This is a genomic window from Streptomyces sp. NPDC025793, from assembly GCF_055558375.1.
This window is the reverse complement of the sequence record NZ_JBVHMR010000001.1, coordinates 185,160-210,226: the sequence shown is the minus strand read 5'-3', so window position 1 is coordinate 210,226 and position 25,067 is coordinate 185,160. Positions and strand designations below refer to the sequence as shown.

General features: G+C 73.1%; 22 protein-coding genes and 1 pseudogene. 14 read left to right on the top strand and 9 right to left on the bottom strand.

Annotated elements, in window-relative coordinates:
* Positions 1 to 5 precede the first annotated feature (5 nt).
* Entirely contained in the window at positions 6 to 1,577 is a 1,572-nt protein-coding gene (locus ACZ4MF_RS01025; RefSeq protein WP_467488591.1) for an FAD-dependent monooxygenase, read from the top strand.
* 277 nt (positions 1,578 to 1,854) lie between these two features.
* On the top strand, positions 1,855 to 2,229 hold the full coding sequence (locus tag ACZ4MF_RS01020) for a hypothetical protein (protein ID WP_467488589.1): 375 nt from the start codon (positions 1,855 to 1,857) through the stop codon (positions 2,227 to 2,229).
* On the opposite strand, the gene ACZ4MF_RS01015 is transcribed toward ACZ4MF_RS01020, so the two are convergent.
* Positions 2,184 to 3,617: an RNB domain-containing ribonuclease gene (locus ACZ4MF_RS01015; RefSeq protein WP_467488587.1), complete on the bottom strand. Its 1,434-nt coding sequence runs from the start codon at positions 3,615 to 3,617 to the stop codon at positions 2,184 to 2,186. The genes ACZ4MF_RS01020 and ACZ4MF_RS01015 overlap by 46 nt on opposite strands.
* A gap of 74 nt (positions 3,618 to 3,691) precedes the next feature.
* On the opposite strand from ACZ4MF_RS01015, the gene yaaA reads away from it, so the two are divergent.
* Together yaaA and eda are read left to right on the top strand one after the other, a co-directional pair.
* A complete protein-coding gene (yaaA, locus tag ACZ4MF_RS01010; RefSeq protein WP_467489458.1) occupies positions 3,692 to 4,483 on the top strand; it encodes a peroxide stress protein YaaA in 792 nt (263 codons plus the stop codon).
* A 97-nt stretch (positions 4,484 to 4,580) separates the two neighbouring features.
* Positions 4,581 to 5,261, top strand: a complete 681-nt coding sequence (gene eda, locus ACZ4MF_RS01005; protein ID WP_467488585.1) for a bifunctional 4-hydroxy-2-oxoglutarate aldolase/2-dehydro-3-deoxy-phosphogluconate aldolase — start codon at positions 4,581 to 4,583, stop codon at positions 5,259 to 5,261.
* Here eda and ACZ4MF_RS01000 read toward each other — a convergent pair.
* Genes ACZ4MF_RS01000 through ACZ4MF_RS00990 form a run of 3 tightly spaced genes read right to left on the bottom strand, consistent with a single transcriptional unit; the run spans position 5,233 to position 8,230 of the window.
* Positions 5,233 to 6,597 carry a bifunctional RNase H/acid phosphatase gene (locus ACZ4MF_RS01000; protein ID WP_467488583.1) on the bottom strand — a complete coding sequence of 455 codons (1,365 nt, stop codon included), beginning with the start codon at positions 6,595 to 6,597 and terminating at the stop codon, positions 5,233 to 5,235. The two genes, eda and ACZ4MF_RS01000, sit on opposite strands and share 29 nt — an antisense overlap.
* Before the next feature lie 36 nt (positions 6,598 to 6,633).
* Complete coding sequence (locus tag ACZ4MF_RS00995) at positions 6,634 to 7,377, bottom strand: zinc ribbon domain-containing protein (protein WP_467489456.1); 744 nt, start codon at positions 7,375 to 7,377, stop codon at positions 6,634 to 6,636.
* Positions 7,378 to 7,390: 13 nt separating this feature from the next.
* A complete protein-coding gene (locus ACZ4MF_RS00990) occupies positions 7,391 to 8,230 on the bottom strand; it encodes a Nif3-like dinuclear metal center hexameric protein (protein ID WP_467488581.1) in 840 nt (279 codons plus the stop codon).
* 186 nt (positions 8,231 to 8,416) lie between these two features.
* Here ACZ4MF_RS00990 and ACZ4MF_RS00985 point away from each other — a divergent pair, with 186 nt between their 5' ends.
* Together ACZ4MF_RS00985 and ACZ4MF_RS00980 are read left to right on the top strand one after the other, a co-directional pair.
* Positions 8,417 to 9,688, top strand: a complete 1,272-nt coding sequence (locus ACZ4MF_RS00985) for a hypothetical protein (RefSeq protein WP_467488579.1) — start codon at positions 8,417 to 8,419, stop codon at positions 9,686 to 9,688.
* Between the two features lie 96 nt (positions 9,689 to 9,784).
* Positions 9,785 to 9,943: a hypothetical protein gene (locus ACZ4MF_RS00980; RefSeq protein ID WP_467488577.1), complete on the top strand. Its 159-nt coding sequence runs from the start codon at positions 9,785 to 9,787 to the stop codon at positions 9,941 to 9,943.
* A 58-nt stretch (positions 9,944 to 10,001) separates the two neighbouring features.
* Here the strand turns inward: ACZ4MF_RS00980 and ACZ4MF_RS00975 are convergent, their stop codons facing one another.
* Genes ACZ4MF_RS00975 through ACZ4MF_RS00965 form a run of 3 tightly spaced genes read right to left on the bottom strand, consistent with a single transcriptional unit; the run spans position 10,002 to position 12,932 of the window.
* Positions 10,002 to 10,943, bottom strand: coding sequence for a 3-oxoacyl-ACP reductase (locus ACZ4MF_RS00975; protein ID WP_467488575.1), 942 nt, complete (start codon positions 10,941 to 10,943; stop codon positions 10,002 to 10,004).
* A gap of 11 nt (positions 10,944 to 10,954) precedes the next feature.
* The gene (locus tag ACZ4MF_RS00970; protein WP_467488573.1) at positions 10,955 to 12,040 is read right to left on the bottom strand and encodes a Zn-dependent alcohol dehydrogenase; all 1,086 of its coding nucleotides are present in this window, start codon (positions 12,038 to 12,040) and stop codon (positions 10,955 to 10,957) included.
* 31 nt (positions 12,041 to 12,071) lie between these two features.
* A complete protein-coding gene (locus ACZ4MF_RS00965) occupies positions 12,072 to 12,932 on the bottom strand; it encodes a MaoC/PaaZ C-terminal domain-containing protein (protein WP_467488571.1) in 861 nt (286 codons plus the stop codon).
* A 248-nt stretch (positions 12,933 to 13,180) separates the two neighbouring features.
* Between ACZ4MF_RS00965 and ACZ4MF_RS00960 the strand changes: the two genes are divergently transcribed.
* From ACZ4MF_RS00960 to ACZ4MF_RS00950, 3 genes are read left to right on the top strand one after another with little or no spacing between them, the layout of a single operon-like run.
* Complete coding sequence (locus ACZ4MF_RS00960) at positions 13,181 to 14,113, top strand: ABC transporter ATP-binding protein (protein ID WP_467488569.1); 933 nt, start codon at positions 13,181 to 13,183, stop codon at positions 14,111 to 14,113.
* Positions 14,113 to 14,829 carry an ABC transporter permease gene (locus ACZ4MF_RS00955; protein ID WP_467488567.1) on the top strand — a complete coding sequence of 239 codons (717 nt, stop codon included), beginning with the start codon at positions 14,113 to 14,115 and terminating at the stop codon, positions 14,827 to 14,829. The genes ACZ4MF_RS00960 and ACZ4MF_RS00955 overlap by 1 nt, the downstream gene beginning before the upstream one ends.
* 20 nt (positions 14,830 to 14,849) lie before the next feature.
* Entirely contained in the window at positions 14,850 to 16,160 is a 1,311-nt protein-coding gene (locus ACZ4MF_RS00950; RefSeq protein ID WP_467488565.1) for a sensor histidine kinase, read from the top strand.
* Here the strand turns inward: ACZ4MF_RS00950 and ACZ4MF_RS00945 are convergent.
* A complete protein-coding gene (locus tag ACZ4MF_RS00945; RefSeq protein WP_467488563.1) occupies positions 16,138 to 17,700 on the bottom strand; it encodes an alpha-L-arabinofuranosidase B in 1,563 nt (520 codons plus the stop codon). The genes ACZ4MF_RS00950 and ACZ4MF_RS00945 overlap by 23 nt on opposite strands.
* A gap of 217 nt (positions 17,701 to 17,917) precedes the next feature.
* On the opposite strand from ACZ4MF_RS00945, the gene ACZ4MF_RS00940 reads away from it, so the two are divergent.
* Positions 17,918 to 18,559: a response regulator gene (locus tag ACZ4MF_RS00940; RefSeq protein WP_467488561.1), complete on the top strand. Its 642-nt coding sequence runs from the start codon at positions 17,918 to 17,920 to the stop codon at positions 18,557 to 18,559.
* Between the two features lie 601 nt (positions 18,560 to 19,160).
* Here the strand turns inward: ACZ4MF_RS00940 and ACZ4MF_RS00935 are convergent.
* The gene (locus ACZ4MF_RS00935; protein ID WP_467488559.1) at positions 19,161 to 20,348 is read right to left on the bottom strand and encodes a lipid-transfer protein; all 1,188 of its coding nucleotides are present in this window, start codon (positions 20,346 to 20,348) and stop codon (positions 19,161 to 19,163) included.
* A gap of 161 nt (positions 20,349 to 20,509) precedes the next feature.
* Here ACZ4MF_RS00935 and ACZ4MF_RS00930 point away from each other — a divergent pair, with 161 nt between their 5' ends.
* The 4 genes and pseudogenes from ACZ4MF_RS00930 to ACZ4MF_RS00915 all read left to right on the top strand — a co-directional run bounded on the left by ACZ4MF_RS00930 (position 20,510) and on the right by ACZ4MF_RS00915 (position 24,986).
* Positions 20,510 to 22,261, top strand: coding sequence for an MFS transporter (locus ACZ4MF_RS00930; protein WP_467488557.1), 1,752 nt, complete (start codon positions 20,510 to 20,512; stop codon positions 22,259 to 22,261).
* A 153-nt stretch (positions 22,262 to 22,414) separates the two neighbouring features.
* A complete protein-coding gene (locus ACZ4MF_RS00925) occupies positions 22,415 to 23,083 on the top strand; it encodes a class I SAM-dependent methyltransferase (protein WP_356030593.1) in 669 nt (222 codons plus the stop codon).
* A gap of 22 nt (positions 23,084 to 23,105) precedes the next feature.
* On the top strand, positions 23,106 to 24,056 hold the full coding sequence (locus tag ACZ4MF_RS00920; RefSeq protein ID WP_467488555.1) for an N-acetylmuramoyl-L-alanine amidase: 951 nt from the start codon (positions 23,106 to 23,108) through the stop codon (positions 24,054 to 24,056).
* 85 nt (positions 24,057 to 24,141) lie between these two features.
* Positions 24,142 to 24,986 (top strand): annotated as a pseudogene (locus tag ACZ4MF_RS00915) (hypothetical protein).
* The last annotated feature ends 81 nt before the right edge of the window (positions 24,987 to 25,067 follow it).

Here is a 25,067-nt window from a genome sequence, read left to right as displayed (position 1 = left end):
AAGCCATGACGATGACGACGACGGACGACGACGTGTACGGCATGTACGACGTGGTGGTGGCGGGCGCCGGGCCCGTGGGGCTCTTCCTCGCGTGCGAGTTGCGCCTCGGCGGGGCGCGGGTGCTGGTCCTGGAGCGGCTGACCGAGGTGGACGAGACGATCAAGGCGGGCGCGATCAACATCCCGAGCGCGGTCGCCCTCTACCGGCGCGGGCTGCTGCCCGAGCTGGCGGCGGTGTGGGAGGCGGCGCTCCGGCGGATACGCGCCTTCAGGGGCGAGGACGCCGAGTCGAGGATGCCGCCCAAGTTCGCCGGGCACTTCGCCGGGATCCCGATGGACCAGGCCCTGTTCGACGGCTCCGACCCCGCCTGGGCCGAGGTCGGCCCGGCCGGCGACTCCGGGCTCGGCGTGCCGCAGGCCGAGCTGGAGCGGATCCTGGCCCGGCGGGCCGAGCGGCTCGGGGTCGAGGTGCGCCGGGGCGCGGAGCTGACCGGCTTCGACGCGGGCGCGGACGGGGTCGTCGTACACACCGATCGGGGGACGATCCGCGCGGGCTGGCTGGTCGGCTGTGACGGCGGGCGCAGCACGGTCCGCAAGACCGCCGGCTTCGACTTCCCGGGCACGGACCCGGAGATCACCGGCTATCAGGCGATCGTGGAGCTGACCGGCGGCGAGCGGCTGCGCGAGGGCTGGAACACGACCGACACCGGGACGTACGTCCACGGGCCGTTCCCCGGGCGGATCCTCACCGTGGAGTTCGACGGCCCCCCGGCCGACCGCACGGCCCCCGTCACCGCCGGGGAACTCCAGGCCAGTCTGCGCCGGGTGGCAGAGGTGCCGGAGGTGACCGTCACCAAGGTGCTCAGCGCCACCCGGTTCACGGACAACGCCCGCCAGGCCGCCGACTACCGCAAGGGCCGGGTGCTGCTCGCGGGGGACGCGGCGCACGTGCACTCGCCGTTCGGCGGACAGGGCCTGAACCTCGGCCTCGGGGACGCGATGAACCTGGGCTGGAAGCTGGCCGCCGTCGTACGCGGGCAGGCGCCCGAGTCCCTGCTGGACACCTACACCGCCGAACGGCATCCGCTCGGCGCCTGGGTGCTCGACTGGACCCGGGCCCAGATCGCGGTGATGCGCCCCGACCGGCACGCCCGCGCGCTGCGGCGGGTGGTGAGCGACCTGGCGCTGACCACGACGGGCACGACGTACCTCGTCACGAAGATCTCCGGCGTCTGGCAGCGCTACGACCTGCCCGGCGACCACCCGCTGACCGGCGCGAGCGCGCCCGACCTGGAGCTGTCCGACGGCAGCCGGCTCGGCGACCATCTGCACACCGGCCGCGCCCTGCTGCTCGACCTCGCCGACGACCCCGGGGTGCGCGCACACGCCGAGGGCTACGGCGACCGGCTTGAGGTCCGCACGCTGGCCTGCCCGGCCCGGCCCGACCTCCGGGCGCTGTTCGTCCGGCCGGACGGGTTCGTGGCCTGGGCCGCCGACACGGAACTGCAGGACGTGGAGACGAAGGACCTGCCGAAGGCCCTGGAGCACTGGCTGGGCCCCCGGACCGACGCCGCTTGACCTTGTCGTATCGACCCCGCACGTGCGCTGCGCAGCAGGGCCGAGCCACTGGGGGGCTCCGCCCCCGGACCGCCGTCTCCCACCCGCCACCGGCCTCGGTCCGCGACGAAGCACAGGCGGCAGCGACGGCAGCGGATGCTCCTCGACACCGGGGCGGTGCCCGAGGAGCGGGAGCGGATGGTGGGGGCGGTGGGACGACTGGTCCGGTACGAGGTGCGGCTTCGGGTATGCGCGCGGCCGGGGCGCGACGATGCCGGGGCCGGCCTTCGTGTGTGCGGTGGACGTCTACACCGTGCTGTTCTTCGTCGGCATGTACGCGGCCTGCGTGGTCCGCCCGCACGTGCTGACGCCGGACGCGGTCCGGGTGCGGTACGGGGCGCACGTGGACCTGCGGATCCCGCTGCCCGCGATCGGCGCCGTACGCCGGGAGACACGGTTGACGCACACCCCGGCCGAGGGCGCGCCCGACCTCGCCGCCGGCTCCCAGACCTCCGTCACGCTCGAACTCACCGAGCCCGTGCCCCACACGACGCTGCTCGGCCGGCGCAGGGACGTCACCGTCGTACGGCTGCGCGCGGACGATCCCGGCGGGATCGGTCCGGGCGCTCACACGGCCGTGAAGAGGATCTTCGAGGTGCCCGGTCCGGCCTGAGCGAGGCGTACCCGCAGGCGTTCGCCGAGCGGGAGGTGGTCGCCCTCGATGCGGCCGATGACGGCCGGGGAGATCAACTGCACGGTGCCGGCGGTCGGTCGGCGCTCCTCGACGTCCACCACACAGGCCTCGAAGACGTCCCCGATCCGGTCCTTGAGCAGGGCCGCCTCCACCAGGTCGATGCACTCCCGCTCGACCGTCCCGGCGATCCGGGCGCCGTCGGCCATCCGCCGGGGCAGCGTGTCGAGCGCGGCGAGCACCCAGTCGGGCGGGGCCTGGTCCGCGACGGCGGCGAGGCAGATCTCGGCGGCGTACCGGTCGGCGAGGCGGCGCAGCGGGGCCGTGCAGTGGGTGTACGGGGCGGCGACGGCGGCGTGTGTGGTGATCGCGGGCAGGTCGCCGCCGGTGAAGACGGTGTACCCGGCGCCGCGCAGCAGGGTCGTGCACTCCTGGAGGAAGGCAGCGTCACGCGGGTCGCTCGGGTCGAGGGAGCGGATCAGGGCCGCGTACGACACATGGTGCGGCCAGTCGATGTGCAGCGCGGTCGCGGTACGGCGCAGCCGGGCGACGGCACCGTCCGGCGCGGCCGGGAGGGTGCGCAGTACGCCGGTGCCGTGGGCGAGCATCAGCTCGGCGGCGGCCATGCCGGTGAGCAGGGAGAGCTGGGCGTTCCAGCCGTCGGCGGGCAGCGGGGCGCGGTAGCCGAGGACGTAGGTGTGGTCCTGCGCGGTGATCTCCTGCTCGGGCACGTTGAGGGAGATGCCGCCGCGCTCCACCTCCAGCCGTTCCCGCGCCTCGCCGATCTCCCTGAGCAGTGCGACGGGTTCCTCGGCGGTCCCGGCGTCGATCTGCCGCTGCACACCCGCGTAGTCGAGCTTGGCGCGGCTGCGGACCAGGGCGCGGCGCACGTCGACGGCGGTGGTCCGCCCGTCCGCGTCCAGGTCGATCGTCCACAGCACGGCCGGGCGGACCCGGTCCGGCAGCAGGCTGGCGGCGCCCTCGCTCAGCACGACGGGGTGCAGCGGCACCTTCTCGTCGGGGAAGTACAGGGTGTTGACGCGCCGGTGCGCCTCCGCGTCCAGAGCGCCGCCGGGTGCGACGAAGGCGGGGACGTCGGCGATGGCGTAGCGGACCCGGTAGCCGGCGGCCCGCCGGGACAGGTGGGTGGCCTGGTCGAGGTCCAGGGAGGCGGGCGGGTCGAGGGTGAAGAAGGGGATGTCGGTGGCGTCGTACGACGGTACGGCGGGCGCCTTCGCCGCGCGCTCGGCCTCCTCCCGGACCGGGGGCGGGAAGTCCTGCGGGATGCCGAGTTCGGTGCGCAGCACGGCGAGCGCGGCCCGGAGCGGGGCCTCGGGGGCACCGGTCACGCGGATCTTGCGGCGGGGCATACAGCGAGCGTAGGTCGCGGGCGCACCGGGGGCACGCCGTACGCTGTCGCGGAGGTCTAGGTGAGGAGTACGTGGTGCTGGTCCTGCTGCCGCCGTCCGAGGGCAAGGCGAACTCGGGCGCGGGTGCCCCGCTGAAGCTTGAGTCGCTGTCCCTGCCTGGGCTGACCGCCGCGCGGGAGGCGGTGCTCGGCGAACTGGTCGAGCTGTGCGCCGGGGACCCCGATCAGAACGAGAAGGCGCGCGAGGTGCTGGGCCTGAGCGAGGGGCTGCGCGGCGAGGTCGCGAAGAACGCCGGCCTGCCGACGGCGGGCGCCCGCCCGGCCGGGGAGATCTACACCGGTGTCCTCTACGACGCCCTCGGCCTGGCCACGCTGGACACGGCGGCGAAGCAGCGCGCGGCGCGCTCGCTGCTGGTGTTCTCCGGGCTGTGGGGCGCCGTGCGCGTGACCGACCGGATCCCCTCCTACCGCTGCTCGATGGGCGTGAAGCTGCCCGGGCTCGGCGCGCTGGGCGCGCACTGGCGGGCGCCGATGGCGGACGTGCTGCCGGAGGCGGCCGGGAGCGGCCTGGTGCTGGACCTGCGCTCGGCGGCGTACGCGGCGGCCTGGAAGCCGAAGGGCGAGGTCGCCGGGCGGACGGCGACGGTACGGGTGCTGCACGCGCCGACCCGGAAGGTGGTCAGCCACTTCAACAAGGCGACCAAGGGCCGGATCGTGCGCAGCCTGCTGTCGGAGGGCGCCACGCCGAAGAACCCGGCCGAGCTGGTGGAGGCGTTGCGGGACCTCGGGTACGAGGTGGAGGCGCAGGCGCCGGAGAAGGCGGGCCGGGCGTGGGCGCTGGATGTGCTGGTGGAGGAGATCCACTGATCCCCTGGGTTCACTGGGTTCACCGTCCACTGGGCTTCATATTGCAGCATGCGCAACGCTCATTGCGCGCAATGCAGCGGCTGGGCACGATGAGGGCATGACCTCACCGCTGCCCTCGCCCTCGCCTGCCTCCGTACACGACCTCGTCGCACCGGCGCCCGTGGTACCCGTGGTGGTCGTCTCCGATGTCACCGACGCCGTGCCGCTGGCGCGGGCGCTGGTGGCGGGCGGGCTGCCCGCGATCGAGGTGACCCTGCGGACGCCGGCGGCGCGGGCCGCGATCCGCGCGATCGCCGCCGAGGTGCCCGCGGCGGTGGTCGGCGCGGGCACGGTGATCACGCCGGAGCAGGTGAGCGCGAGTACGGCGGCGGGGGCGCGGTTCCTGGTCAGCCCCGGGTGGACGGACGTACTGCTGGCGGCGATGCGCGGATCGGGGCTGCCGTTCCTGCCCGGGGTCTCGACCACCTCGGAGGTCGTCGCGCTGCTGGAGCGCGGGGTGCGGGACATGAAGTTCTTCCCGGCACAGGCGGCGGGCGGCACGGCGTATCTGCGGTCGCTGGCCGGGCCGTTGCCGCAGGCCCGGTTCTGCCCGACCGGCGGGATCGGTCCGGCGAACGCGCCGGAGTACCTCGCTCTGCCCAACGTCGGCTGTGTGGGCGGGAGTTGGATGGTCCCGGCGGACGCGGTGGCCGCCGGGGACTGGGCGCGGATCGAGCGGCTGGCGCGGGCGGCGGCCGGGCTCGGCGGGCTCAGGGACGCAGGTGGGACGTGTCGTTGAAGAGCCGGACGCTGGCGTTGCCGTCGGCGTAGTACGCCACCGCCGACAGGGCGGCCGCCGACAGCTCCATGCGGAACAGGGACTCGGGCGGGGCGCCGAGGGCGAGCCGGATGAGCGTCTTGATCGGGGTCACATGGCTGACCAGCAGGACCGTGCGGCCCGCGTAGGCCGCGACCAGCTTCTCCTGGGCGGCGGCGATCCGGGTGGCCGTCTCGGCGAAGCTCTCGCCGCCGCCGGTGGGGTGGGCCTCGGGGTCGGCGAGCCAGGCGGTCAGGTCGTCCGGGTGACGCTCGCGGACCTCGCCGAAGGTGAGGCCCTCCCAGGCGCCGAAGTCCGTCTCGCGCAGGCCGTCCTCGATCGTCACGTCCAGGCCGAGGCGCTCGGCGACGATGCCGGCGGTCTCGCGGGTGCGGGCGAGGGGGGAGGCGACGACGGCCTGGATGGTGCCGCGCCGGGCGAGGGCCTCGGCGGCGCGGCGGGCCTGTTCGCGGCCGGCCTCGGAGAGCGAGGGGTCGGTGCCGCCGCTGCCCGAGAAGCGCTTCTGGGGGGTCAGCGGGGTTTCACCGTGCCGGAGCAGCACGAAGGTGGCGGGGGCGCCGAGGTCGGGGGCGGAGCTCCAGCCGGGGGCGGAGGTGCGCTGCCGGTCGGGGGTACTCACCCCGCCGGCTCCGGACAGGCGCTGCTCGTCGGGAGCTTGGGGGCGCCGCTCGCTCGGAGGTGCGCCTTTCTTCGGGACGGGAGCCGCCCCGGCGGCACGGCTGCCCGCAGCTGCGGCGGACTCGCCGCCGCCCACCGCGCGGACCTCCGCCAGGGCCGCCCGTGCCTTCGCCGCGCCCGCGGTCGCGTCCCCGGGCGGACCCGACGGCTCCGGGACGGCCGACGGGGTGTCCAGCGCCGCCCGGGACGAGGCCGGTGACCAGGTTTCTCCCTTCGTCCCCGCGTCCATCGCCTCGTTCGCCAGTCGGTCCGCGTGTTTGTTCCGCTCCCGGGGGATCCACTCGTAGGTGACCTGGTCGGGTGGGAAGACGGAGCGGGCCTGGGTCGCCAGGGGCTTCATGTCGGGGTGCTTGATCTTCCAGCGGCCCGACATCTGCTCGACGACGAGCTTGGAGTCCATGCGGACGTGGACCGTGGCCGTCGGGTCGAGGGCGTGGGCGGCGCGCAGGCCGGCCAGCAGACCCCGGTACTCGGCCACGTTGTTGGTGACGACGCCGAGGAACTCGGCCTCCTCCGCCAGCGTCTCCCCCGTCGCCGCGTCACTGACCACGGCGCCGTAGCCGGCCGGCCCCGGGTTGCCCCGTGACCCGCCGTCGGCCTCGACGATGAACTTCCGCACCCGACAAGCCCCTTGTCCGCGAAGGTCTACAGAGGTCTACAGACCCGACTCGGCCGTGCGCACCAGGATGCGGCGGCAGTTCTCGCAGCGCACCACGGTGTCCGGCGCGGCCGCGCGGACCTCGTTCAGTTCGGTGATCGCCAGCTCCTGGCGGCAGCCCTGGCAGGTGCGCGCGTACAGCTTGGCCGCGCCGATGCCGCCCTGCTGCTCGCGCAGCTTGTCGTAGAGCTTGAGGAGGTCCGCCGGGACGGACGCGGCCACGACCTCGCGCTCCTTCGTCACCGTCGCGACCTCGCCGTCGATCTCCTCGAAGGCCGCGCCCCGGCGCCCGGTCGCGTCGTCGATCTTCGACTGGACCGACCCGACCCGCTCGGTCAGTTCGGCCACCCGCTCCTGCGCGGACTCGCGGCGCTCCATGACCTCCAGGACCACGTCCTCCAGGTCGCCCTGGCGCTTGGCGAGGGAGACGATCTCCTTCTGCAGGTTCTCCAGGTCCTTCGGCGAGGTGACCGCGCCGGAGTCCAGGCGCTGCTGGTCGCGGGTGGCGCGCTGGCGCACCTGGTCCACGTCCTGCTCGGCCTTGATCTGCTCGCGGGCGGTGTCGCTCTCCTCGGTCTGCGCGGCGACCAGCAGGTCGCGCAGCTGCGTGAGGTCCTTGTTCAGCGAGTCGATCTCGGCGTGCTCGGGCAGCGACTTCCGCTTGTGCGCGAGCTGCTGGAGGCGGACGTCGAGGGCCTGGACGTCGAGGAGACGGATCTGGTCGGCGGGCGCGGCGTTCAGTTGGGGGCTCCTGTTAGCTGTTCGGGGTGGTGGACGCCGCGTGGGCGGTCCAGGGGTCGGTGACCGTCGTGGAGACGTGGACGCGCAGGTCCCAGCCGTGGCGGTCGGAGATCTCGTCGAGCTGGCTCGCGGCCAGCTCGCACCAGGGCCACTCGGTGGCCCAGTGCGCCGCGTCGAGCAGCGCGACAGGGCTCGTGGCCACCGCCTCCGAGGCGGGGTGGTGGCGCAGGTCGGCGGTGAGGAAGGCGTCGACGCTGGCCGCGCGGACCTGGTCGAAGAGGCTGTCGCCGGAGCCGCCGCTGACGGCGACCGTGCGGACGACGGCCTCGGGGTCGCCGGCCACCCGGATGCCCTGCGCGGTGGCGGGCAGCCGCTCGGCGGCGCGGGCGGCCAGCTCGCGGACCGTGAGGGGGTGGTCGAGTTCGCAGATCCGGCCGAGGCCCCGGCGGCCCGCCGGGTCGGCCGGGTCCGGGACGAGGGGGCGTACGACCCGCAGGTCCAGCGCGCCTGCGAGGGCGTCGGAGACGCCCGGGTCCGCCGTGTCGGCGTTGGTGTGGGCGACGTGCAGGGCGATGTCGTTCTTGATCAGCGTGTGCACGACGCGGCCCTTGAAGTGGGTCGCCGCCACCGTCGTCGTACCGCGCAGGTAGAGCGGGTGGTGGGTGACCAGCAGGTCGGCGCCGAGTTTCACCGCCTCGTCGACGATGTCCTGCACGGGGTCGACGGCGAACAGGACGCGGGTGACCTCCTGGCCGGGGTCGCCCACGACCGTGCCGACCGCGTCCCAGGACTCGGCCCGCTCGGCGGGCCACAGGTCGTCCAGCGCGGCGATGACTTCAGACAGACGGGGCACGGGAAAAGGCTACCTGGCCGTTCGGCCCGGCCGTACCGCATGCGCACGGTCTTGTCCCGGTCAGCACAAACGCCCCGGCTTCCTCAGCTGAATCGCTTCTGCGCCACCCGTATGTGTGAAGTGGCCAGCGGCCCGTCCCCCGCGTGTGCGCACAAAACTAGCTTCGTCGCCGGAGGTGACCGAACGATGACGGCCTGTGCGATCGAACCACCCCATACCGGCGGTCCCGGCGCGGACGCCGGGAGGAGCGGCTGCGTTCTCACGGCGGACGGGACGTACGCCGCCCGGCTCGCGTCGGCCGGGGACTGCTGGTTCCCGGAGCGCTGGACGCTGGACGGCCCGGAGCCGTACGCGGTGCCGCTGCCCGGCGACCAGCCGGAGGAGCCCGGCACCGAGGTGCAGCCGCTCGCCGACGGCCGGGTGCTGATCCACCGGCTGATCGAGCGGCGGCACGCCTTCTCGCTGCTCTATCCGACCGGCCCCGGCACCGGTGAGCTGCCGCTGGGCGCGGTGGAGTGTGCCGAGCCCGGCACCCGGCTCACGCTGCTGCCGCCCGCACCGGGGGGCACGCGGGCGTACGCCCTCGCCGCCGGTCCGCACTCCAGCACGGTCTGGCTGGTGGCGGGCGGGGCCTTCGGTCCGGAGCGGCTGGCCGAGGTGCCGGGGCGTTGTTCGGGCGGGGTGTGGCTGGACCGTGCCGGGCGGATGCTGGCCCTCGACCGGCGGCCGGCCGGCGGCCCGGTGAAGACGGTCGTGGTGGACCTGGCGCGCGCCGAGGTCTCGCCCCTGCTCCAGATCGCGGCCGACAGCGACGACCGGCTGCTGCTCGCCGACCCCGACAGCGGACTGCTGCTCCTCTCCTCCGACGCGCCCTCGCCCGGGCGGGAACGGCTGGGCTGGGGCGTGCTCGGCAGCACGCTGCCGGTGCGCTTCCCGGAGTCCTTGCGGATGCCCGACTGCGTGGTGACGCCGTTCGCGATCCAGCCGGGGCAGGTGCTGACACCGGAGAACTGCGCGGTGGCGCTGCGGATCGACGGCCCGCTCGGCAGCTGGGTGGGCGCCTGGCGGCCGGCCGGGCGGCGGGTGAACCACCTCCCGGCGCCCGAGGGGTGGCTGACCGGCACCGGGCTGTGGACGCCGGACGGGGTGCTGCGGCTGCCGTACGCCACGCGGGAGACTCCCTGCGGCGTGGCGGAGCCGACGGTGCCCTGGGGGGAGGCGGCCGCGGGCGGCGGTACCACCGTGGCCGCGGGGGAGACGGGGGGCTCGGGGGAGGCGGGTCCGGAGGGTCCGGGCCGGGACGGCACGGCCGACGGGGCGCCCGAGGCGCCACGGCGGCCGGCGGAACCGGATCCTCCGGATCCCGTGGAGCCTGCGGCCCCGGTGGTTCCGCAGCCGGTGGTGGCGCGTCCGGTGCCGTTGCAGCAGGCGCCGCTCGGACGTCTTGTAACGAACTAGTGCCGGTTGGCGTGTGCGCCTGGATTCGGCCTGTGGTGTGCCGGTTACACTCGCCGGGCTGTACGAAAGATCATGTTGACGGGGTGAATTCTTCCGATGAGCGACACCAGCACCACCGAGCAGCTGTCTGCCGACTCTCTGGAAACAGACGGTCATGGTCGGCACCGGGGCCCGGTAGCGGCCCAGGACAATGAGGCGGCTCCGCACGGCAAGCACCGCAAGCCGACCGTGGAGACCGCCGAGGCAGCTGCCTGACGGTACGTGGCACAAGGGGCGCCCGCCCGGCGGGCGCCCCTTTCCATTTCCGCCGTCCCTACCCCCGTTTCAGCCCCAGCACCTCCGCCGCCGCGAACGTCTCCCCCGGCGGCCGCTGCGCGTAGTGCGGGGTGAGCAGCGCGTCGAGTTCGTCGTACGTGAACGTCTCCTGCTTGCTGTCGAACTTGGCCTGCACCCGCGGCCGTTCGACGATCGCGACCATGCCGCCGTGGACGACGAGCAACTGGCCGTTGATCCTGGCGGCGGCCGGTGCCGCCAGATAGCCGACGAGCGGGGCGACGTGCTCGGGAGCCAGCGGGTCCAGGCCCTCCTCCGGCTGCTGGAAGCCCGCGAAGACGTCCTCGGTCATCCGGGTCCGGGCGCGCGGGCAGATCGCGTTGGCCGTGACGCCGTACTTGGCGAGGGCCAGGGCGGTCGAGGTGGTCAGGCCGACGATTCCGCCCTTCGCGGCCGCGTAGTTGGGCTGGCCCGCGGAGCCGGCGAGGAACGCCTCCGAGGAGGTGTTCACGATCCGGCCGTAGACCTTCCCGCCGCCGGCCGCCTTGGACCGCTCCCGCCAGTGCGCGGCGGCGAAGTGCGTCGTGTTGAAGTGGCCCTTGAGGTGGACCCGGATCACCGGGTCCCACTCGTCCTCGGTCATGGAGAAGACCATGCGGTCGCGCAGGATGCCCGCGTTGTTGACGAGGATGTCGAGCTTGCCGTACGCGCCGATCGCCGACTCGACCAGTTCCGCGGCCTGCCGGAAGTCGGCGACGTCCCCGGTGTGGGCGAGCGCCGTGCCGCCGGCCGCGCGGATCTCCCGCGCCACCTCCTCGGCGGGCCCTGCCGATGCCTGCCCCGAGCCGTCCCGGCCGGGCTGCCCGTAGTCGTTGACCACGACGGCCGCGCCGAGCCGGGCGAGTTCGAGGGCCTCGGCCCGGCCGAGGCCGCGCCCGGCGCCGGTGACGATCGCGGACATCCCCTCCAGTGGCAGTGTCATGGTCGGCGCCCTCAGATCTCGATGCACGTACGCAGGGCGGTCCCGGTACGCATCTGGTCCAGGGCCTCGTTGATCTCGGCCAGCGGCACCCGGTGGGTGATCAGGCCCGCCAGGTCGATCCGGCCGGCCCGCCACAGGGCGATCGCGCGCTCGTAGGAGCGCAGCACGTCCCCGCCGCCGTACATGGACGGCAGGATGCGCTTCTCGTCGAAGAACAGCTCGAACATGTTGAGCTGGAGGAAGTCGTCCATGGCGCCCGCCCCGACCACGACGAGGGTGCCGCCGCGCCGGGTGTTCTCGTAGGCGGTGCGGGCGGTGGCGGAGCGGCCGACGACCTCGAAGACGTAGTCGAAGCCCTCGCCGCCGGTGATCTGCTGCTTGGCGTCGGCCAGTCCGTCGGGCGGGACGGCCTTCGTGGCGCCGAACCGGAGGGCGGCCTCGCGGCGGGAGGCGACCGGGTCCACGGCGACGATCTCCGCCGCGCCCTTCAGCCGCGCGCCCTGCACCGCCGAGATGCCGACGCCTCCGCAGCCGATCACGGCGACCGACGAACCGGCCTGCACGTCGGCGGTGTTGAGGGCGGCGCCGAGTCCGGTGGTGACCCCGCAACCGATCAGGGCGGCGATGTCGAAGGGCACGTCCTCGGGGATGGGCACGGCGCAGCCCGCGTCGACAACGACCTCCTCGGCGAAGGTGCCGGTGCCCGCGAAGCCGAATACGTCGGAGGAACTGCCGCTGATGCGCCTGAAGTTGGGGGTGCCGGCGTTCATGAACCCGGCCAGGCACAGCTGGGTCTGGCCGCGCTTGCAGGCGGCGCAGGCGCCGCAGGCGGGCAGCCAGCAGAGCACGACCCGGTCACCGGGTTTCATGTTCCTTACGTTCTCGCCGACTTCGAGGATCTCGCCCGCGCCCTCGTGGCCGGGTACGAACGGCGCGGGCTGCGGCAGCACCCCGCTCATCGCGGACAGGTCCGAGTGGCACAGTCCGGTGGCGCGCACCCGGACCCTGACCTTGCCGGGCCCGAAGCCCACGGCCTCGACGTCATCGACGACGTCGAGCTTTTCCTGGCCGATCTCGTGCAGTACGGCTGCGCGCATGGTGCGGCTCTCCCCTCGACTACAGCCTGGATCAGGAGTGTTGGACGATGGTGTCGGCGAGGACGGGCGCGTCGTCGCGCTCGATCGCGCTCACGGCCACCCGGACGGCGTTCCCCCCCTCCTGCCACATGCGGATGCGCAGGGTCTCGCCCGGGAAGACGACTCCGGCGAACCGGGTGGTGTAGGACCGCACCCGGCTCACGTCCCCGCCGAGCAGCGTGTCGACGACCGCCTTGAGCGTGATGCCGTAGGTGCACAGCCCGTGCAGGATGGGCCGGTCGAATCCGGCGCGCTTGGCGAAGTCGGGGTCGGCGTGCAGCGGGTTCCGGTCGCCGCTCAGGCGGTAGAGCAGCGCCTGGTCCTCGCGGACGGCCCGTTCGACGGTCCGGTCGGGCTCTTTGGCGGGTGGGTCGAGGCGTGTGCTCGGGCCGCGGTCGCCGCCCCACCCGCCTTCTCCCCGTACGAAGATCTGGGCGTCGTTGGTCCACAGCGGGCCGTCGGCGTCGGCGACCTCGGTGCGCATGACGAGGACGGCCGCCTTGCCCTTGTCGTACACGGCGGCGATGCGGGAGGTGGCGGTGGCGGCGCCCCGGGCGGGGATCGGGCGGTGGATCTCCAGGTGCTGCCCGCCGTGCAGCACCTTGGCGAGATCGACCTCCACGCCCGGCATGGACAGACCGCCGATCACGCCGGGCGAGCCGGCGCCCGCGACGGTGGCGAAGCTGGGCAGGACGTGCAGCCGGGACTCCAGGGTGTAGCGCAGCTCGTCGGGATCGGTGGCGGGGACGCCGGCGCCGATGCCGAGGTGGTAGAGCTGGACGTCCTTGTGGTCCCAGGCGATCTCGCCGGTCCGGGGTTCGGCGGTGAGGGCCAACGCTGCGTCGATGGGCATACGGCTCCTGACATGGGCTGCGCGGTGAAAGACCCCGGCACGGCCGTCCGCACCGTCGGCCGCACCGAGGTCGCTACGGGCCGATCTAGAACGCGTTCCAGTCCGGCGCCCCTTGTATAGCCGAGCACTCCGCACTTGTGAAGGCTCCTGACGCCGTGTCAGGTCTCGTCGGCAGTGACATTTGTACTGCCCGAGTCCGTACATGCGCATCTGCCGGAGGCCGGGTCCGGCCTCGTACCGTCGTACCCATGACACCACGGGGGCAACGAGGAGGGGCCGTCTCCTTCACGGGGGCGGTCAAGGCGTACGGCGAGGTCCGCGCCGTGGACGGCGTCGACCTGGACATCGCGCCCGGCGAGACCGTGGCCCTGCTGGGCCGCAACGGCGCCGGCAAATCGACCACGATCGGGCTGCTGCTCGGGCTGTACGAGCCCGACGCGGGCGCCGTGGAGCTGTTCGGCGCGCCGCCCGAGCGGTCGGTGCGCGCGGGACGGGTGGGCGCGATGCTCCAGGAGGCGCGCCCGGTACCCCGGGTCACGGTCGGCGAGCTGGTCGCGTTCGTCGCCTCCCGCTATCCGGCGCCGATGCCGGCGGCCCGGGCGCTGGAGCTGGCCGGCATCGCCGACCTGGCCGGGCGGCGCGTGGACCGGCTGTCCGGCGGGCAGGTGCAGCGGGTGCGGTTCGCGGTCGCGCTGGCCGGGGACCCGGCGCTGCTGGTGCTGGACGAGCCGACGGCGGCGCTCGACGTGGAGGCCCGGCACGCCTTCTGGGACTCCATGCGCGACTACGCCCGGCACGGCCACACCGTGCTGTTCTCCACGCACTACCTGGAGGAGGCCGACGCCCACGCCGACCGGATCCTGATCATCGACCGGGGCCGGATCGTCGCCGACGGCACCGGCGAGGAACTGCGCCGCGCGGCGGGCGGCAACCTGGTCTCGCTCGACCTGGCGGGCCGCGACCCGGAGGGACTGGCCCTGCTGCCCGGGGTCCGCTCGGTGGAGGTGCGGGGCGAGCGGGCGCGGCTGCGCACGGACGACTCGGACGCCACGGTGATCGCGCTGGCGGAACTGGGGGCGATACGGGGGCTGGAGGTGGCGCCGGCGTCCCTGGACGACGCGTTCCTGACGCTGACCGGCCCCCGGACGGTACCCGACTCCCACGACCTGGAGCCCCGCTGATGCTCGCCTACGTACGTCTGGAAACCCGCCGCACCCTCCGCGACCCCGGCTTCGTCATCGGCGGCATCGCCATGCCCGTGCTGATGTACCTGCTGTTCACGAACATCGGTCAGAACGACGGGAGTTGGAAGGCGGCGTCGATGGTCGGCATGGCCGCCTACGGCGCCGTCGGCTCGGCCCTCAACACCGGAAGCGCGGTGGCCGAGGACCGCGCCGTCGGCTGGCTGCGGCAGCTGCGCGTGACCCCGATGACCCCGCGCGAGGTGGTGACCGGGCGGACCCTGACCGGCGCGGTGACCGTGCTGCCCGCGATCGTCGCCGTGCTGGCGGCGGGCGGGCTGGTCAACGGGGTGCGGCTGGCCGTGTGGCAGTGGGCGGCGATCGTGCTGCTGCTGTGGTTCGGCTCGCTGCCGTTCACCCTGCTCGGCCTCGGCAACGGCTACCGGCTGACCGGGCCCGCCACGGGTGTGACGAACATGCTGTGCGGTCTGGGGCTCTCGGTGCTCGGCGGGCTGTGGTTCCCGGTCAGCCTCTTCCCCAGCTGGCTGCGCGCCGTGTCGGCGTACACCCCCACCCACCGGTTCGCCCAGCTGGGCACCGCCGTCGCGGAGGGGCGCACCCCGGGAACCGGTGCCATCATCGTGCTGACGGCATGGCTGGGACTTTTCGGTTCGTACGCTGTGCTGTCGTACCGCCGCGGGGCGGGCACGGTCTGACGGGGGGCAATATGTCGGAGATGTCGCAAATATCATGGATGCGGGGAATCCAGTGCCGGGCACGGTCCTGGCAGGCGGCGCGGCGCGAGTGGAAGGCGGAGCACGACAGCTGGAAGGCCGAGCACGAGCGCTTCGTCGCCGCGGCGCGAGCCGCCAAGAAGGCGGGCAGGGCCCCGGCCGTCGACCACCCGGGCCCGCCGCCCACCGGCTTCGCGCTGCTGCCCTGGCTGCTGATGGGGATGGGGTCCTTCTCCAACCTCCTCCAGGGCAAGACCCCGAACCCGCTGATCGGTGGTCTGGGCCTGGCCCTCTTCAACTCGCTGTACGTCTACGTCACCTTCCGCTCCTTCGACCGCAAGAAGCGCGAGGCGGTCTCCACCCGGGTGGCGCTGGTCATCATGGGCCTGGTCACCACGGGACTGGCCCTCGGCTACGGCGGCAACTGGCTGCTGTTCTTCCCCCTGTTGGGCCTCGCGACGGGCGCGGCGATGCGCGGCCCGTGGCTGGGCCGCACAGGCATCCTGCTGGCCTCGTACGCGGGCGCGATCGCCGGCGTCCGGGACGGCTCCAACGCGGCGGACATCGCCTACGGCACGTTCCTCTCCAGCATGGTGACCGCCGCGATCCTCGGCCTGTCCGAGGCGGTGCGGGAACTGCGGGCCGCGCGCGAGGAGCTGGCGCGGCGGGCGGTGGAGAAGGAGCGGATGCGGTTCTCGCGGGATCTGCACGATCTGCTCGGGCACACGCTGTCGGTGATCGTGGTGAAGTCGGAGGCGGCCCGGCGGCTGGCCCCGCGCGACATGGACGCGGCGCTGGGCCAGATCGCGGACATCGAGTCGGTGGGCCGGCAGGCGCTCACCGAGATCCGCGAGGCGGTGACCGGCTACCGGGAGGGAAGCCTCGCCACCGAGCTGACCCGGGCCCGCTCGGCGCTCTCGGCGGCGAGCATCGAGCCGCAGGTCCGCCAGTCCGGGGTGCCGCTCGCCCCGCAGACCGAGGCGCTGCTCGGCTGGGTGGTGCGCGAGGCGGTGACCAACGTGGTCCGGCACAGCGACGCGAGCCGCTGCGAGATCACCGTGGAGAGCGGCGCCGAACAGGCCCGGCTCGCCGTCACCGACAACGGCACCGGCAAGCCGGTCAGCAGGCCCCAGCAGGGCATCGACGGCACCGGCCTGAAGGGACTGACCGAGCGCCTCGCGGCGGCGGGCGGCTCCCTCACGGCCGGCCCGTCGCCGCGCGGCGGCTTCACGGTCACCGCCGAACTCCCGGTAGAATCAGCGGAGTCGGCCGAGTCGTCGGACTTCGTGGTTACGGCGCCCAGGGCGTACTGACGGCCCAGCTCACGTCGTCGGTCCAGGAGGTGCTGCTGTCGAAGGCGTTGGACCCGCCGTCACTCGCTATGTAGAGGCTGTAGTCGTAGTGGCGCAGGTATCTCGTGGGGTAGTCGTACGAGGCGAACGAGGTGCCGGTGCCGCTCTTGCCGGCCTGCGGGCAGAAGGTGGCGTCCTGCCGGAACTGGGCGGTGCCGTCCATCGGTTGCCGGTAGAGCCTGAAGTCGAAGTGGCGCAGGAAGTCGCCGGGGTAGTTGCGCGACTCGAAGGACACGCAGGAACTGTCGGCGAGGCCCTTGCGGACGATCCAGGTGGCGTCGTTCTTGTCGAGGGCGGAGCTGGACGAGGTGATGGACGACAGCACGCCCGCGTCGTTCTGGTGGCGGACGTAGTCGCTGGTGCAGCAGGACGTGGTCGCGCGCAGGGAGATCTCCGAGCCGGCGTTCAGCGTGCCGGCGCTGCCGGTCGCGGCGCCGTAGCCGACGGAGACGATGTTCGACTGCACGGAGTCGTCGGCGGCGTCGGTCGGGATGCCGGAGGTCATCACGCCCTCGAAGAAGGACCCGATGGAGCCGTTGCTGTTGTCGCCGCCGGTGCCGAGGACGATCGCGCCCTCCTGGTGCATCGGCGCGTATCCGCTCGTGGTCGGCTCACCGCCGGAATAGGTGGTCGTGAGTCCACCTGATTGCGCATTCCCCCATTTAAGCGCGAAATGGTTCTGCCCGTTGTTCTTGAGCAGCGCGGTCACGAACGGCAGCGCGCCCGTGCCGGTGTCGGAGGAGTTCTTGCTGTATCCGGCGTCGGACTGGAACAGCCCGTTCTCCAGGTCGGCCTGCACCCAGGGGCCGGAGCCGTGGCACGGCGAGAACCAGCACTCGGTGCCGAAGTTGATGGCGTCCATGTGCCCGTTGCCGGTGTCCTTGTTGTTCGTCTCGGCGTTGCCGTAGTCGAAGCAGCAGGAGCCGTTGACGTGGGTGCCGGAGGTCACCATGTACATCCCCTCGGCGGCGCCGTTGGTGGCGACGCCCGAGGTGGCGTCGTTGCGGTAGCCCATGCCGGCGGAGATCTCCAGGCCGTAGACCTGGTGGCCGCCGACGGTCACCGGGAGCGCGTCCGCGGGCGCCCCGACGTCGGCCCTGCCGGCCCCGCCCGCGCCCTCGACCGTGAGGTCGTTGTGGCGGGCGGACTGGTCGTAGATCCGGGTGACGATGCAGGTCGTGCCGGAGCAGAAGGAGTCCTGGGCGGCGGCGTCGGCGTAGCCGCCCGCGGAGAGCGGCCCGATGTTCTCCGTGGCGCCGTCCGAGGCCCGCTGCACCTGGTACAGCGGGCCGTTGTACGAGGAGTACAGCGCCCGGACCATGCTGTGCGCGGCGACACAGGGGGTGCCCGCGGCGGCGTAGACGTCACAGGGCAGCGAACTCGCGGCGGCCGCCTGGGGCGCGCCGGTGCCGAGGAGCAGCGCGGCGACGGTGGCGCAGACGGCGAGCAGGGAGAGGACGGCGCTTCTCAGGCGCCCTGGGCGGGGGGTTCCGGGGAGCAAGGTGCACCTCAGTTCGTGTGGGGCAGCGACTCGTTCGGAATATCGGACAACGTTCGACCGAAATACCGAACCTATTCAACTGCCGAATTTCGGGGGCGATTTCAGAAATGCAGAGGCGATTGTTTTCACACCACTGGTGGCCGTCAACCCCCGCCGCATCGAATCAACCGGATTCTTTGCCGACGGCCCGTGCGCCCCGTGGCCGTAGGCTGAGCCCATGAACGAGATGCCCCGGGACGGCAGACCCGCCACGTGCATCCGGGTTCTGCTGGCCGAGGACCAGGGGATGATGCGCGGGGCCCTCGCGCTGCTACTCGGCATGGAGGACGACATCGAGGTCGTCGCCCAGGTCGCCCGGGGTGACGCGATCGTCGAGGAGGCGCTGCTGCACCGGCCGGACGTGGCCCTGCTGGACATCGAACTCCCGGGCGCGAGCGGGCTGGACGCGGCGGCGGAGCTGCGCGAGCAGGCGCCCGACTGCCGGGTGCTGATCCTCACCACCTTCGGCCGGCCCGGCTATCTGCGCCGGGCCATGGAGGCCGGGGCGGCCGGGTTCCTCGTCAAGGACGGGCCCGTGGAGGACCTGGCCGCGGCGATCCGGCGGGTGCTCACCGGCGAGACCGTGGTCGATCCCGCGCTGGCCGCCGCCGCGCTCAGCGCCGGGCCGAGCCCGCTGACGGCCCGGGAGCGCGACGTGCTGAGGGCATCGGTGGACGGGGCGACGGTCGCCGACATCGCCGGCCGGCTGCATCTGTCCGAGTCCACCGTCCGCAACTACCTGTCCTCGGCGATCGGCAAGACCTCCACCCGGAACCGAGCGGAGGCGGTACGGGAGGCCCGACAACAGGGGTGGCTCTGAGCCGCGCGGCCCACCGGACGGCCTCCGGGGGCGACCCCACCGGACGGCCTCCACCGGACGGCCCCCAGCGGACGGCCCCCACCAGGCGGCCTCCGCCGGACAGCCCCATCGGACTGCCTCCAGCGGACGCCCTACACCGGACAGCCTCCGCCGGACGGCCTCCACCGGACAGCCCCCATGGTCAGCCCCCGGACAGCCCCACCGAACGGCCCCACTGAACGGCCTCCACCAGACTGCCCCCACCGAACGGCCTCCGCCAGACTGCCCCACCGGGCGCCCCCCACCGGGCGCCCCTCAGCGGACGGCCCCCACCAGGCGGCCTCCGCCGGACAGCCCCATCGGACTGCCTCCACGACGGCCTCCACTGGACGGCCCCACCGGACAGCCCCCATGGTCAGCCCCCGGACAGCCCCACCGAACGGCCTCCGCCAGACTGCCCCACCGGGCGGCCCCCACCGGGCGCCCCTCAGCGGACGGCCCCCACCAGGCGGCCTCCACCGGACAGCCCCATCGGACTGCCTCCACGACGGCCTCCGCCGAGCGGCCCCGTCGGGCGGCCCCGCCAGGGCGCCCCCGCCGGACCGTTTCTTCGGTGTGTCCCTCACACCCCCCGCAGCAGCGTCACCACCGCGGCGCCGCCCAGGCCGATGTTGTGCGCGAGTCCGACCCGCGCACCGGGCACCTGCCGCTCCTCCGCCCGGCCGCGCAACTGCCAGACCAGTTCGGCGGTTTGGGCGAGGCCGGTCGCGCCCAGCGGGTGGCCCTTGGAGATCAGCCCGCCGGAGGGGTTCACCACCCAGCGGCCGCCGTACGTCGTCGCGCCCGACTCGACCAGCTTCCCGGACTCCCCCGCCTCGCACATGCCGAGCGCCTCGTACGTCAGCAGCTCGTTGACGGAGAAGCAGTCGTGCAGCTCGATCACGTCGACGTCCTCGATGCCGAGCCCGGACAACGCGTACGCCCGCCGCGCCGCCTCGCGCGACATCGGCTGTCCGACGACGTCGATGCAGGAACCGGAGGCGAAGGACTCCTCGGTGTCCGTGGCCATGGCCTGTCCGGCGATCTCCACGAGCCCGGTGAGCCCGCGCGCGCCGGCGAACCGCCGCGACACCACCACCGCGGCCGCCGCGCCGTCCGAGGTCGGCGAGCACTGGAGCTTGGTCAGCGGCCGGTGCACCGTCCGGGCGGACAGGATGTCGGCCACCTCGTACACGTCCCGGAACTGCGCGTACGGGTTGTGCGCGGAGTGCCGGTGGTTCTTGGCGGCGACGGCGGCGAGCTGCGCCTGCGTCGTGCCGTACCGCTCCATGTGCTCGCGGGCCGCGTCGCCGAAGATCTGCGCGGTCGGCGGGGCCGGTTCGAAGCCGTGCCGGGCGGCCATGACGCCGTAGTGCCGGGCGACCGGAGACGTCTCGAAGTCGCCGCCGTCCGCCCCGCCGCCCAGCGCGCCCTTCTTCATCTTCTCGAAGCCCAGGGCCAGGACGCAGTCGCAGGCACCGCCCTCGACGAGCTGCCGGGCGAGCATCAGGGCGGTCGCGCCGGTGGCGCAGTTGTTGTTGACGTTGTAGACGGGGACGCCGGTGAGACCCAGCTCGTACACGGCGCGCTGGCCGGCGGTGGAGGGCTGGAAGCAGTAGCCGACGGGAACCTGTTCCACATCCGCATAGGCGATCCCGGCGTCGGCGAGAGCCGCCTCGCCCGCCTCCCGCACCATGTCCCAGTACTGCCATGAACGAGTCTCGGGCTTCTCGAACCTGGTCATCCCGACCCCGGCGACATAGGCCTTCATGGCACGCAAGACTAGAACGCGTTCCATCAACCCACCAGACCTGACGCAACGTCAGAAACCCATGGACGGGTCAAGGATTCGTTAGGGACTCGAAGCAACGGAATAGTTGCCTGTGCATACGAGGTTTACCCGGTACTTATGTTCACGGGAGGCCTCACCCAATGACCCACACGACGACCGACCAGCCGCCGCCGAAGCAGGCGAGCGGGGCCGTGGTCCCGGTGCTCGCCTTCGCGGGCATCGTCGTCGCGGTGATGCAGACGCTGCTCGTGCCGGTCATCAAGGACCTGCCGCAGCTGCTGAGCACCGCGCCCAGCAACGCCACCTGGGTCCTGACCTCGACCCTGCTCTCCGGTGCCGTCGCCACCCCGATCATGGGCCGCCTCGGCGACCTGTACGGCAAGCGGCGGATGCTGGTCCTCAGTCTCGCCATCATGGTGGTCGGTGCGCTGATCAGCGCGTTCACCAGCCAGCTGCTCCTCATGATCGTCGGCCGTACGCTCCAGGGCTTCGCGATGGGCGCGATCCCCCTCGGCATCGGCCTGATGCGCGACATGCTGCCGCGCGAGAAGCTCGGCTCGGCCATGGCCCTGATGAGCTCCTCCATAGGCGTGGGCGGCGGCCTCGCACTGCCCGCCGCCGCCCTGGTCGCGCAGCACACGAACTGGCACGCCCTCTTCTACGGCGCCGCCGGCCTCGGCGTGCTCGCCATCCTCCTCACCCTCCTCACCGTGCCCGAGTCCCCGATGCGCGCCGAGGGCTCCTTCGACCTGGTCGGCGCGCTCGGCCTGTCCGCCGGTCTGGTGCTGCTCCTGCTGCCCATCACCAAGGGCAGCGACTGGGGCTGGTCCTCCGGCACCACGCTCGGCCTGTTCGGCGCATCCGTCGTCGTCCTCGTCCTGTGGGGCCTGTTCGAACTGCGCAGCACGGCGCCGCTGGTCGACCTGCGCACCACCGCACGCCCCGCCGTGCTCTTCACGAACCTCGCGTCGATCATGGTCGGCGTCGCGTTCTACGTCGTCTCGCTCGTCCTGCCCCAGCTGCTCCAGCTGCCGAAGGCCACCGGCTACGGCCTCGGCCAGTCCATGGTCGTCGCGGGCCTGTGCGTGGCCCCGCTGGGCCTGACGATGATGTTCACCGCGCCGGTGTACGCCCGCCTGTCCGCGCGCTACGGCCCGAAGACCACCCTCATCCTCGGCCTGCTGATCATCGCGATCGGCTACGGCGGCGGCCTCGGCCTGATGGACGCGGCCTGGCAGACGATCGTCACGTCCGTCGTCCTCGGCGCGGGCATCGGTCTCGCGTACTCGTCCCTGCCGGCACTGATCGTGGGCGCCGTGCCCGCCTCGGAGACCGGCGCGGCCAACGGCCTGAACACGCTGATGCGTTCCATCGGCACGTCGGTGTCGAGCGCCGTCGTCGGCATGGTGCTGGCCAACACGGCGAAGAACGTCGGCGGACTCGCGATCCCCACCATGCACGGCTTCCGGGTCTCCTTCCTCATCGCCACGGCCGCCGTCGCCGTGGGCCTGCTGCTCGCCCTGTTCCTGCCGAAGGCCAACCGGCCGGCCCCGCAGCAGCACACGCAGCTGCGGGCCAGCAGTGAGGAGGACGAGGTGCTGGAGCGGGCCGAGGAGGTGCTGCGCGGCTTCCGCGGGCGCGTTCTCGACGCCACCGGTGTTCCGGTCGCCCGGGCCAAGGTCACGCTGATCGACCGGCGCGGGCGGCAGGCGGGGACGACGGTGTCCGGCTCCGACGGCACGTATGCACTGGCCGTGCCGGAGCGGGGGGCGTATGTGCTGGCGGCGAAGGCCTCCGGCCATGGGCCGCGGGCTTCTTCGGCCACGCACTCCGGTGAGGAGTTGGCTGTCGATCTGGATCTCTCGTTGCCGGGGGAGGTTGTGAACGCCTAGGAGCTCGGGGGGGCTGCCGGTTCGCGGCTGCGGCATCATCGTGGTTGGTCGCGCAGTTCCCCGCGCCCATGCTGCCGCACCCCCTGTCACGCAGTGACCGGGGGTGCGGCAGCATGGGCGGTCGGAAACGCCGTACGAACCGGAAGGCCCCCCATGTCCCCCGCCTCCGCCCCTGTGTCCGCCCCCGCACCCGAGATCCTCGCCGCGTTCGAGGCGGCCAAGGGGTTCATGCCCGTGGACGAGGGGCTGGCGCTGTATGCCGCGGCCGTGGCGGCCGGGCGGGCGGGGTTGCCGTTGCTGGAGGTCGGGACGTACTGCGGGCGGTCCACCGTGCTGCTCGCCGACGCGGCCCGCGCGGCCGGGGTCAGTGCGCTGACCGTCGACCATCACCGGGGCAGCGAGGAGCAGCAGCCGGGCTGGGACTACCACGACCCGGAGACCGTCGACCCCGAGATCGGGCTGATGGACACGCTGCCCGCCTTCCGCCGCACGCTGTTCCGGGCCGGGCTGGAGGAGCACGTGGTCGCCCTGGTCGGCCGTTCCCCGCAGATCGCGGCGGTCTGGAACTCCCCGCTCGGCCTCGTCTTCATCGACGGGGGCCATACGGACGAACACGCGAGCGCCGACTACGAGGGCTGGGCGCCGCACGTCGCCGAGGGGGGCCTCCTCGTCATCCACGACGTCTTCCCGGAGCCCGAGGACGAGTTCACCGGGCAGGCGCCGTACCGCGTGTACCTGCGGGCTCTCGCGTCCGGGGCGTTCGAGGAGATCTCCGTCACCGGTTCGCTCCGTGTCCTGCGGCGAACGCGCGCGGGGATCTGAGGCCCCGGTTAGAGTCGCAGACGTGTCGTACACAGGCCCGGAATTCGAAACCCCGCAGCCGCGCCGGCCCCGGCGCGGCCCCCTGACCGTGGCGCTCGCCGCTCTGGTGCCCGGTGCGCTGCTCGGCTGGGTGGTGTACGAGGCCGTGGGAGGCGGCGGCTCGGACCACGCCGCTTCCGCCGCGTCGGCCTCCGGCACCTCCACCGCGTCCTCGTCCCACCCGTCCCACTCGTCCCCCTCGACCGACTCCGCCTCGCCCGCCGGCGACGGCAAGGACGCGGCCGGCGGGTCCGGTTCGCTCGCGGGGAAGGTCGTCGTCATCGACCCCGGGCACAACCAGGGCAACTTCCAGCACGCCGGCGAGATCAACCGCCAGGTCGACATCGGGACGAACAAGAAGGAGTGCGACACCACCGGTACGTCCACCAACGACGGTTACACCGAGGCCCGGTTCACCCTCGACGTCGCCCACCGGCTGCGCACGCTGCTGGAGAAGCAGGGCGCCACGGTGAAGCTGACCCGTGACGGGGACAGCCCGGCCTGGGGGCCGTGCGTGGACGAGCGAGCCCGGTTCGGGAACGACGCCCATGCCGACGCCGCGATCTCCATCCACGCCGACGGCGCCGCCGAGGGCGACCGCGGCTTCCATGTGATCCTGCCGGGATCCGTGCACGCCGGCGCCGCCGACACCCGGAAGATCGTCGGCCCCTCCCGCGACCTGGGCACCCGCATCGCGGGCAACTTCCTGCGCGACACCGCGGAGCCGCCGTCCAACTACGTCGGCAAGGGCACCGGTCTCGTCACGCGTACGGACCTGGGGGGTCTCAATCTGTCAACAGTTCCGAAGGTGTTCATCGAGTGCGGCAACATGCGCGATAGCAAGGACTCGGCACTGCTGACCAGCGGGGCCTGGCGGCAGAAGGCGGCGCAAGGGATGTCTGACGGAATCGTGAGTTTCCTGCGCGAGTCGTGACCGGCGGGCGGATACGGCCGGACGGCCGGATCTTGCGGACGGTAGTGTCTACCGACGACGAGAGACGACCTACGAAGGACCTGAAGTGAATATCCGCTCCCTCACTAGAGGCGACGGCGTGGTGATCGGAGCAGCGGTGGTGCTGTTGATCGCGTCGTTCCTCAGCCTCTACTCGATCGACGGAGTCAACAGCTCGGAGATCCCCAACGCCTGGAGCAGCGGCCCGGTCCTGCTGGGCGTCATCCTGGCGGGCGTCATCGGGGCCGCCCTGATCGTCGTCGCTCGCGGGCTGCCGCAGGCGCCCAAGGTCGCCGGTCTCGACCTCCGTCAGTTCGGCGTCGCGTTCACGGTGTTCGCCGCCTGGAGCGCGCTCGGCAACATCTTCGACCCGGCCGGCGGCATCGACAACATCGGCAGCGGTACGAGCAACGGCTTCAGCGCCGGCACCGGCCTGATCATCGCCCTCATCGCCACGCTGGTCATGGCGGGCGCCGCCATCGCCACCCCCCTCGTCCCCGCCCTCCAGGCGCCCTGGTCCCGGCGGCCAAGCCGGCCGCCCCGCAGCCCTACGGCGCCCAGCCGCCGAGCGGTTACGGCTACCCGGGTGCCCCGGCCCCGCAGCAGCCGTACGGTGCGCAGCCGCAGCCCGGTCAGCCCTTCGGGCAGCAGCAGCCGCCCGCCGCCGCGCAGCCGCAGGCGGCCGCTCCGGCCGGCGCGCAGCCGGCCCCGGCGGACTTCTCGCCGTTCTGGTTCGCCGTGCCGGTGACCCGGCCGCTGTTCGGTGAGGACGGCGCGCCGGCCCCGATCGCCGAACTGGCGCCGGGCACCTGGTACCTGGCCGTCGAGCAGCGCGGTGCCACGCTCGTCGCGCAGACCCAGGACGGCCGTCGCGGCGTCCTCCAGGACACCTCCGGCATCCAGCGCGGCTGAGCCCCGCACGCCGGGACGTACGGCCCCTCGCCCTTCCGGGCGGGGGGCCGTTGTCGTAACCTCGGCTCCCGGTCAGTGATC

Excerpts from the sequence above, each read along its gene's own strand:
- ACZ4MF_RS00935 (WP_467488559.1), bottom strand. The coding sequence starts at position 20,348 with ATGAAGGCCTATGTCGCCGGGGTCGGGATGACCAGGTTCGAGAAGCCC.
- ACZ4MF_RS01025 (WP_467488591.1), top strand. The coding sequence starts at position 6 with ATGACGATGACGACGACGGACGACGACGTGTACGGCATGTACGACGTG.
- ACZ4MF_RS00970 (WP_467488573.1), bottom strand. The coding sequence starts at position 12,040 with ATGCGCGCAGCCGTACTGCACGAGATCGGCCAGGAAAAGCTCGACGTC.
- ACZ4MF_RS00950 (WP_467488565.1), top strand. The coding sequence starts at position 14,850 with ATGTCGCAAATATCATGGATGCGGGGAATCCAGTGCCGGGCACGGTCC.
- ACZ4MF_RS00980 (WP_467488577.1), top strand. The coding sequence starts at position 9,785 with ATGAGCGACACCAGCACCACCGAGCAGCTGTCTGCCGACTCTCTGGAA.
- ACZ4MF_RS00930 (WP_467488557.1), top strand. The coding sequence starts at position 20,510 with ATGACCCACACGACGACCGACCAGCCGCCGCCGAAGCAGGCGAGCGGG.
- ACZ4MF_RS00985 (WP_467488579.1), top strand. The coding sequence starts at position 8,417 with ATGACGGCCTGTGCGATCGAACCACCCCATACCGGCGGTCCCGGCGCG.
- ACZ4MF_RS01015 (WP_467488587.1), bottom strand. The coding sequence starts at position 3,617 with ATGCCCCGCCGCAAGATCCGCGTGACCGGTGCCCCCGAGGCCCCGCTC.
- ACZ4MF_RS00975 (WP_467488575.1), bottom strand. The coding sequence starts at position 10,943 with ATGACACTGCCACTGGAGGGGATGTCCGCGATCGTCACCGGCGCCGGG.
- ACZ4MF_RS00940 (WP_467488561.1), top strand. The coding sequence starts at position 17,918 with ATGAACGAGATGCCCCGGGACGGCAGACCCGCCACGTGCATCCGGGTT.
- ACZ4MF_RS00960 (WP_467488569.1), top strand. The coding sequence starts at position 13,181 with ATGACACCACGGGGGCAACGAGGAGGGGCCGTCTCCTTCACGGGGGCG.
- ACZ4MF_RS00925 (WP_356030593.1), top strand. The coding sequence starts at position 22,415 with ATGTCCCCCGCCTCCGCCCCTGTGTCCGCCCCCGCACCCGAGATCCTC.
- ACZ4MF_RS00965 (WP_467488571.1), bottom strand. The coding sequence starts at position 12,932 with ATGCCCATCGACGCAGCGTTGGCCCTCACCGCCGAACCCCGGACCGGC.
- ACZ4MF_RS00955 (WP_467488567.1), top strand. The coding sequence starts at position 14,113 with ATGCTCGCCTACGTACGTCTGGAAACCCGCCGCACCCTCCGCGACCCC.
- eda (WP_467488585.1), top strand. The coding sequence starts at position 4,581 with ATGACCTCACCGCTGCCCTCGCCCTCGCCTGCCTCCGTACACGACCTC.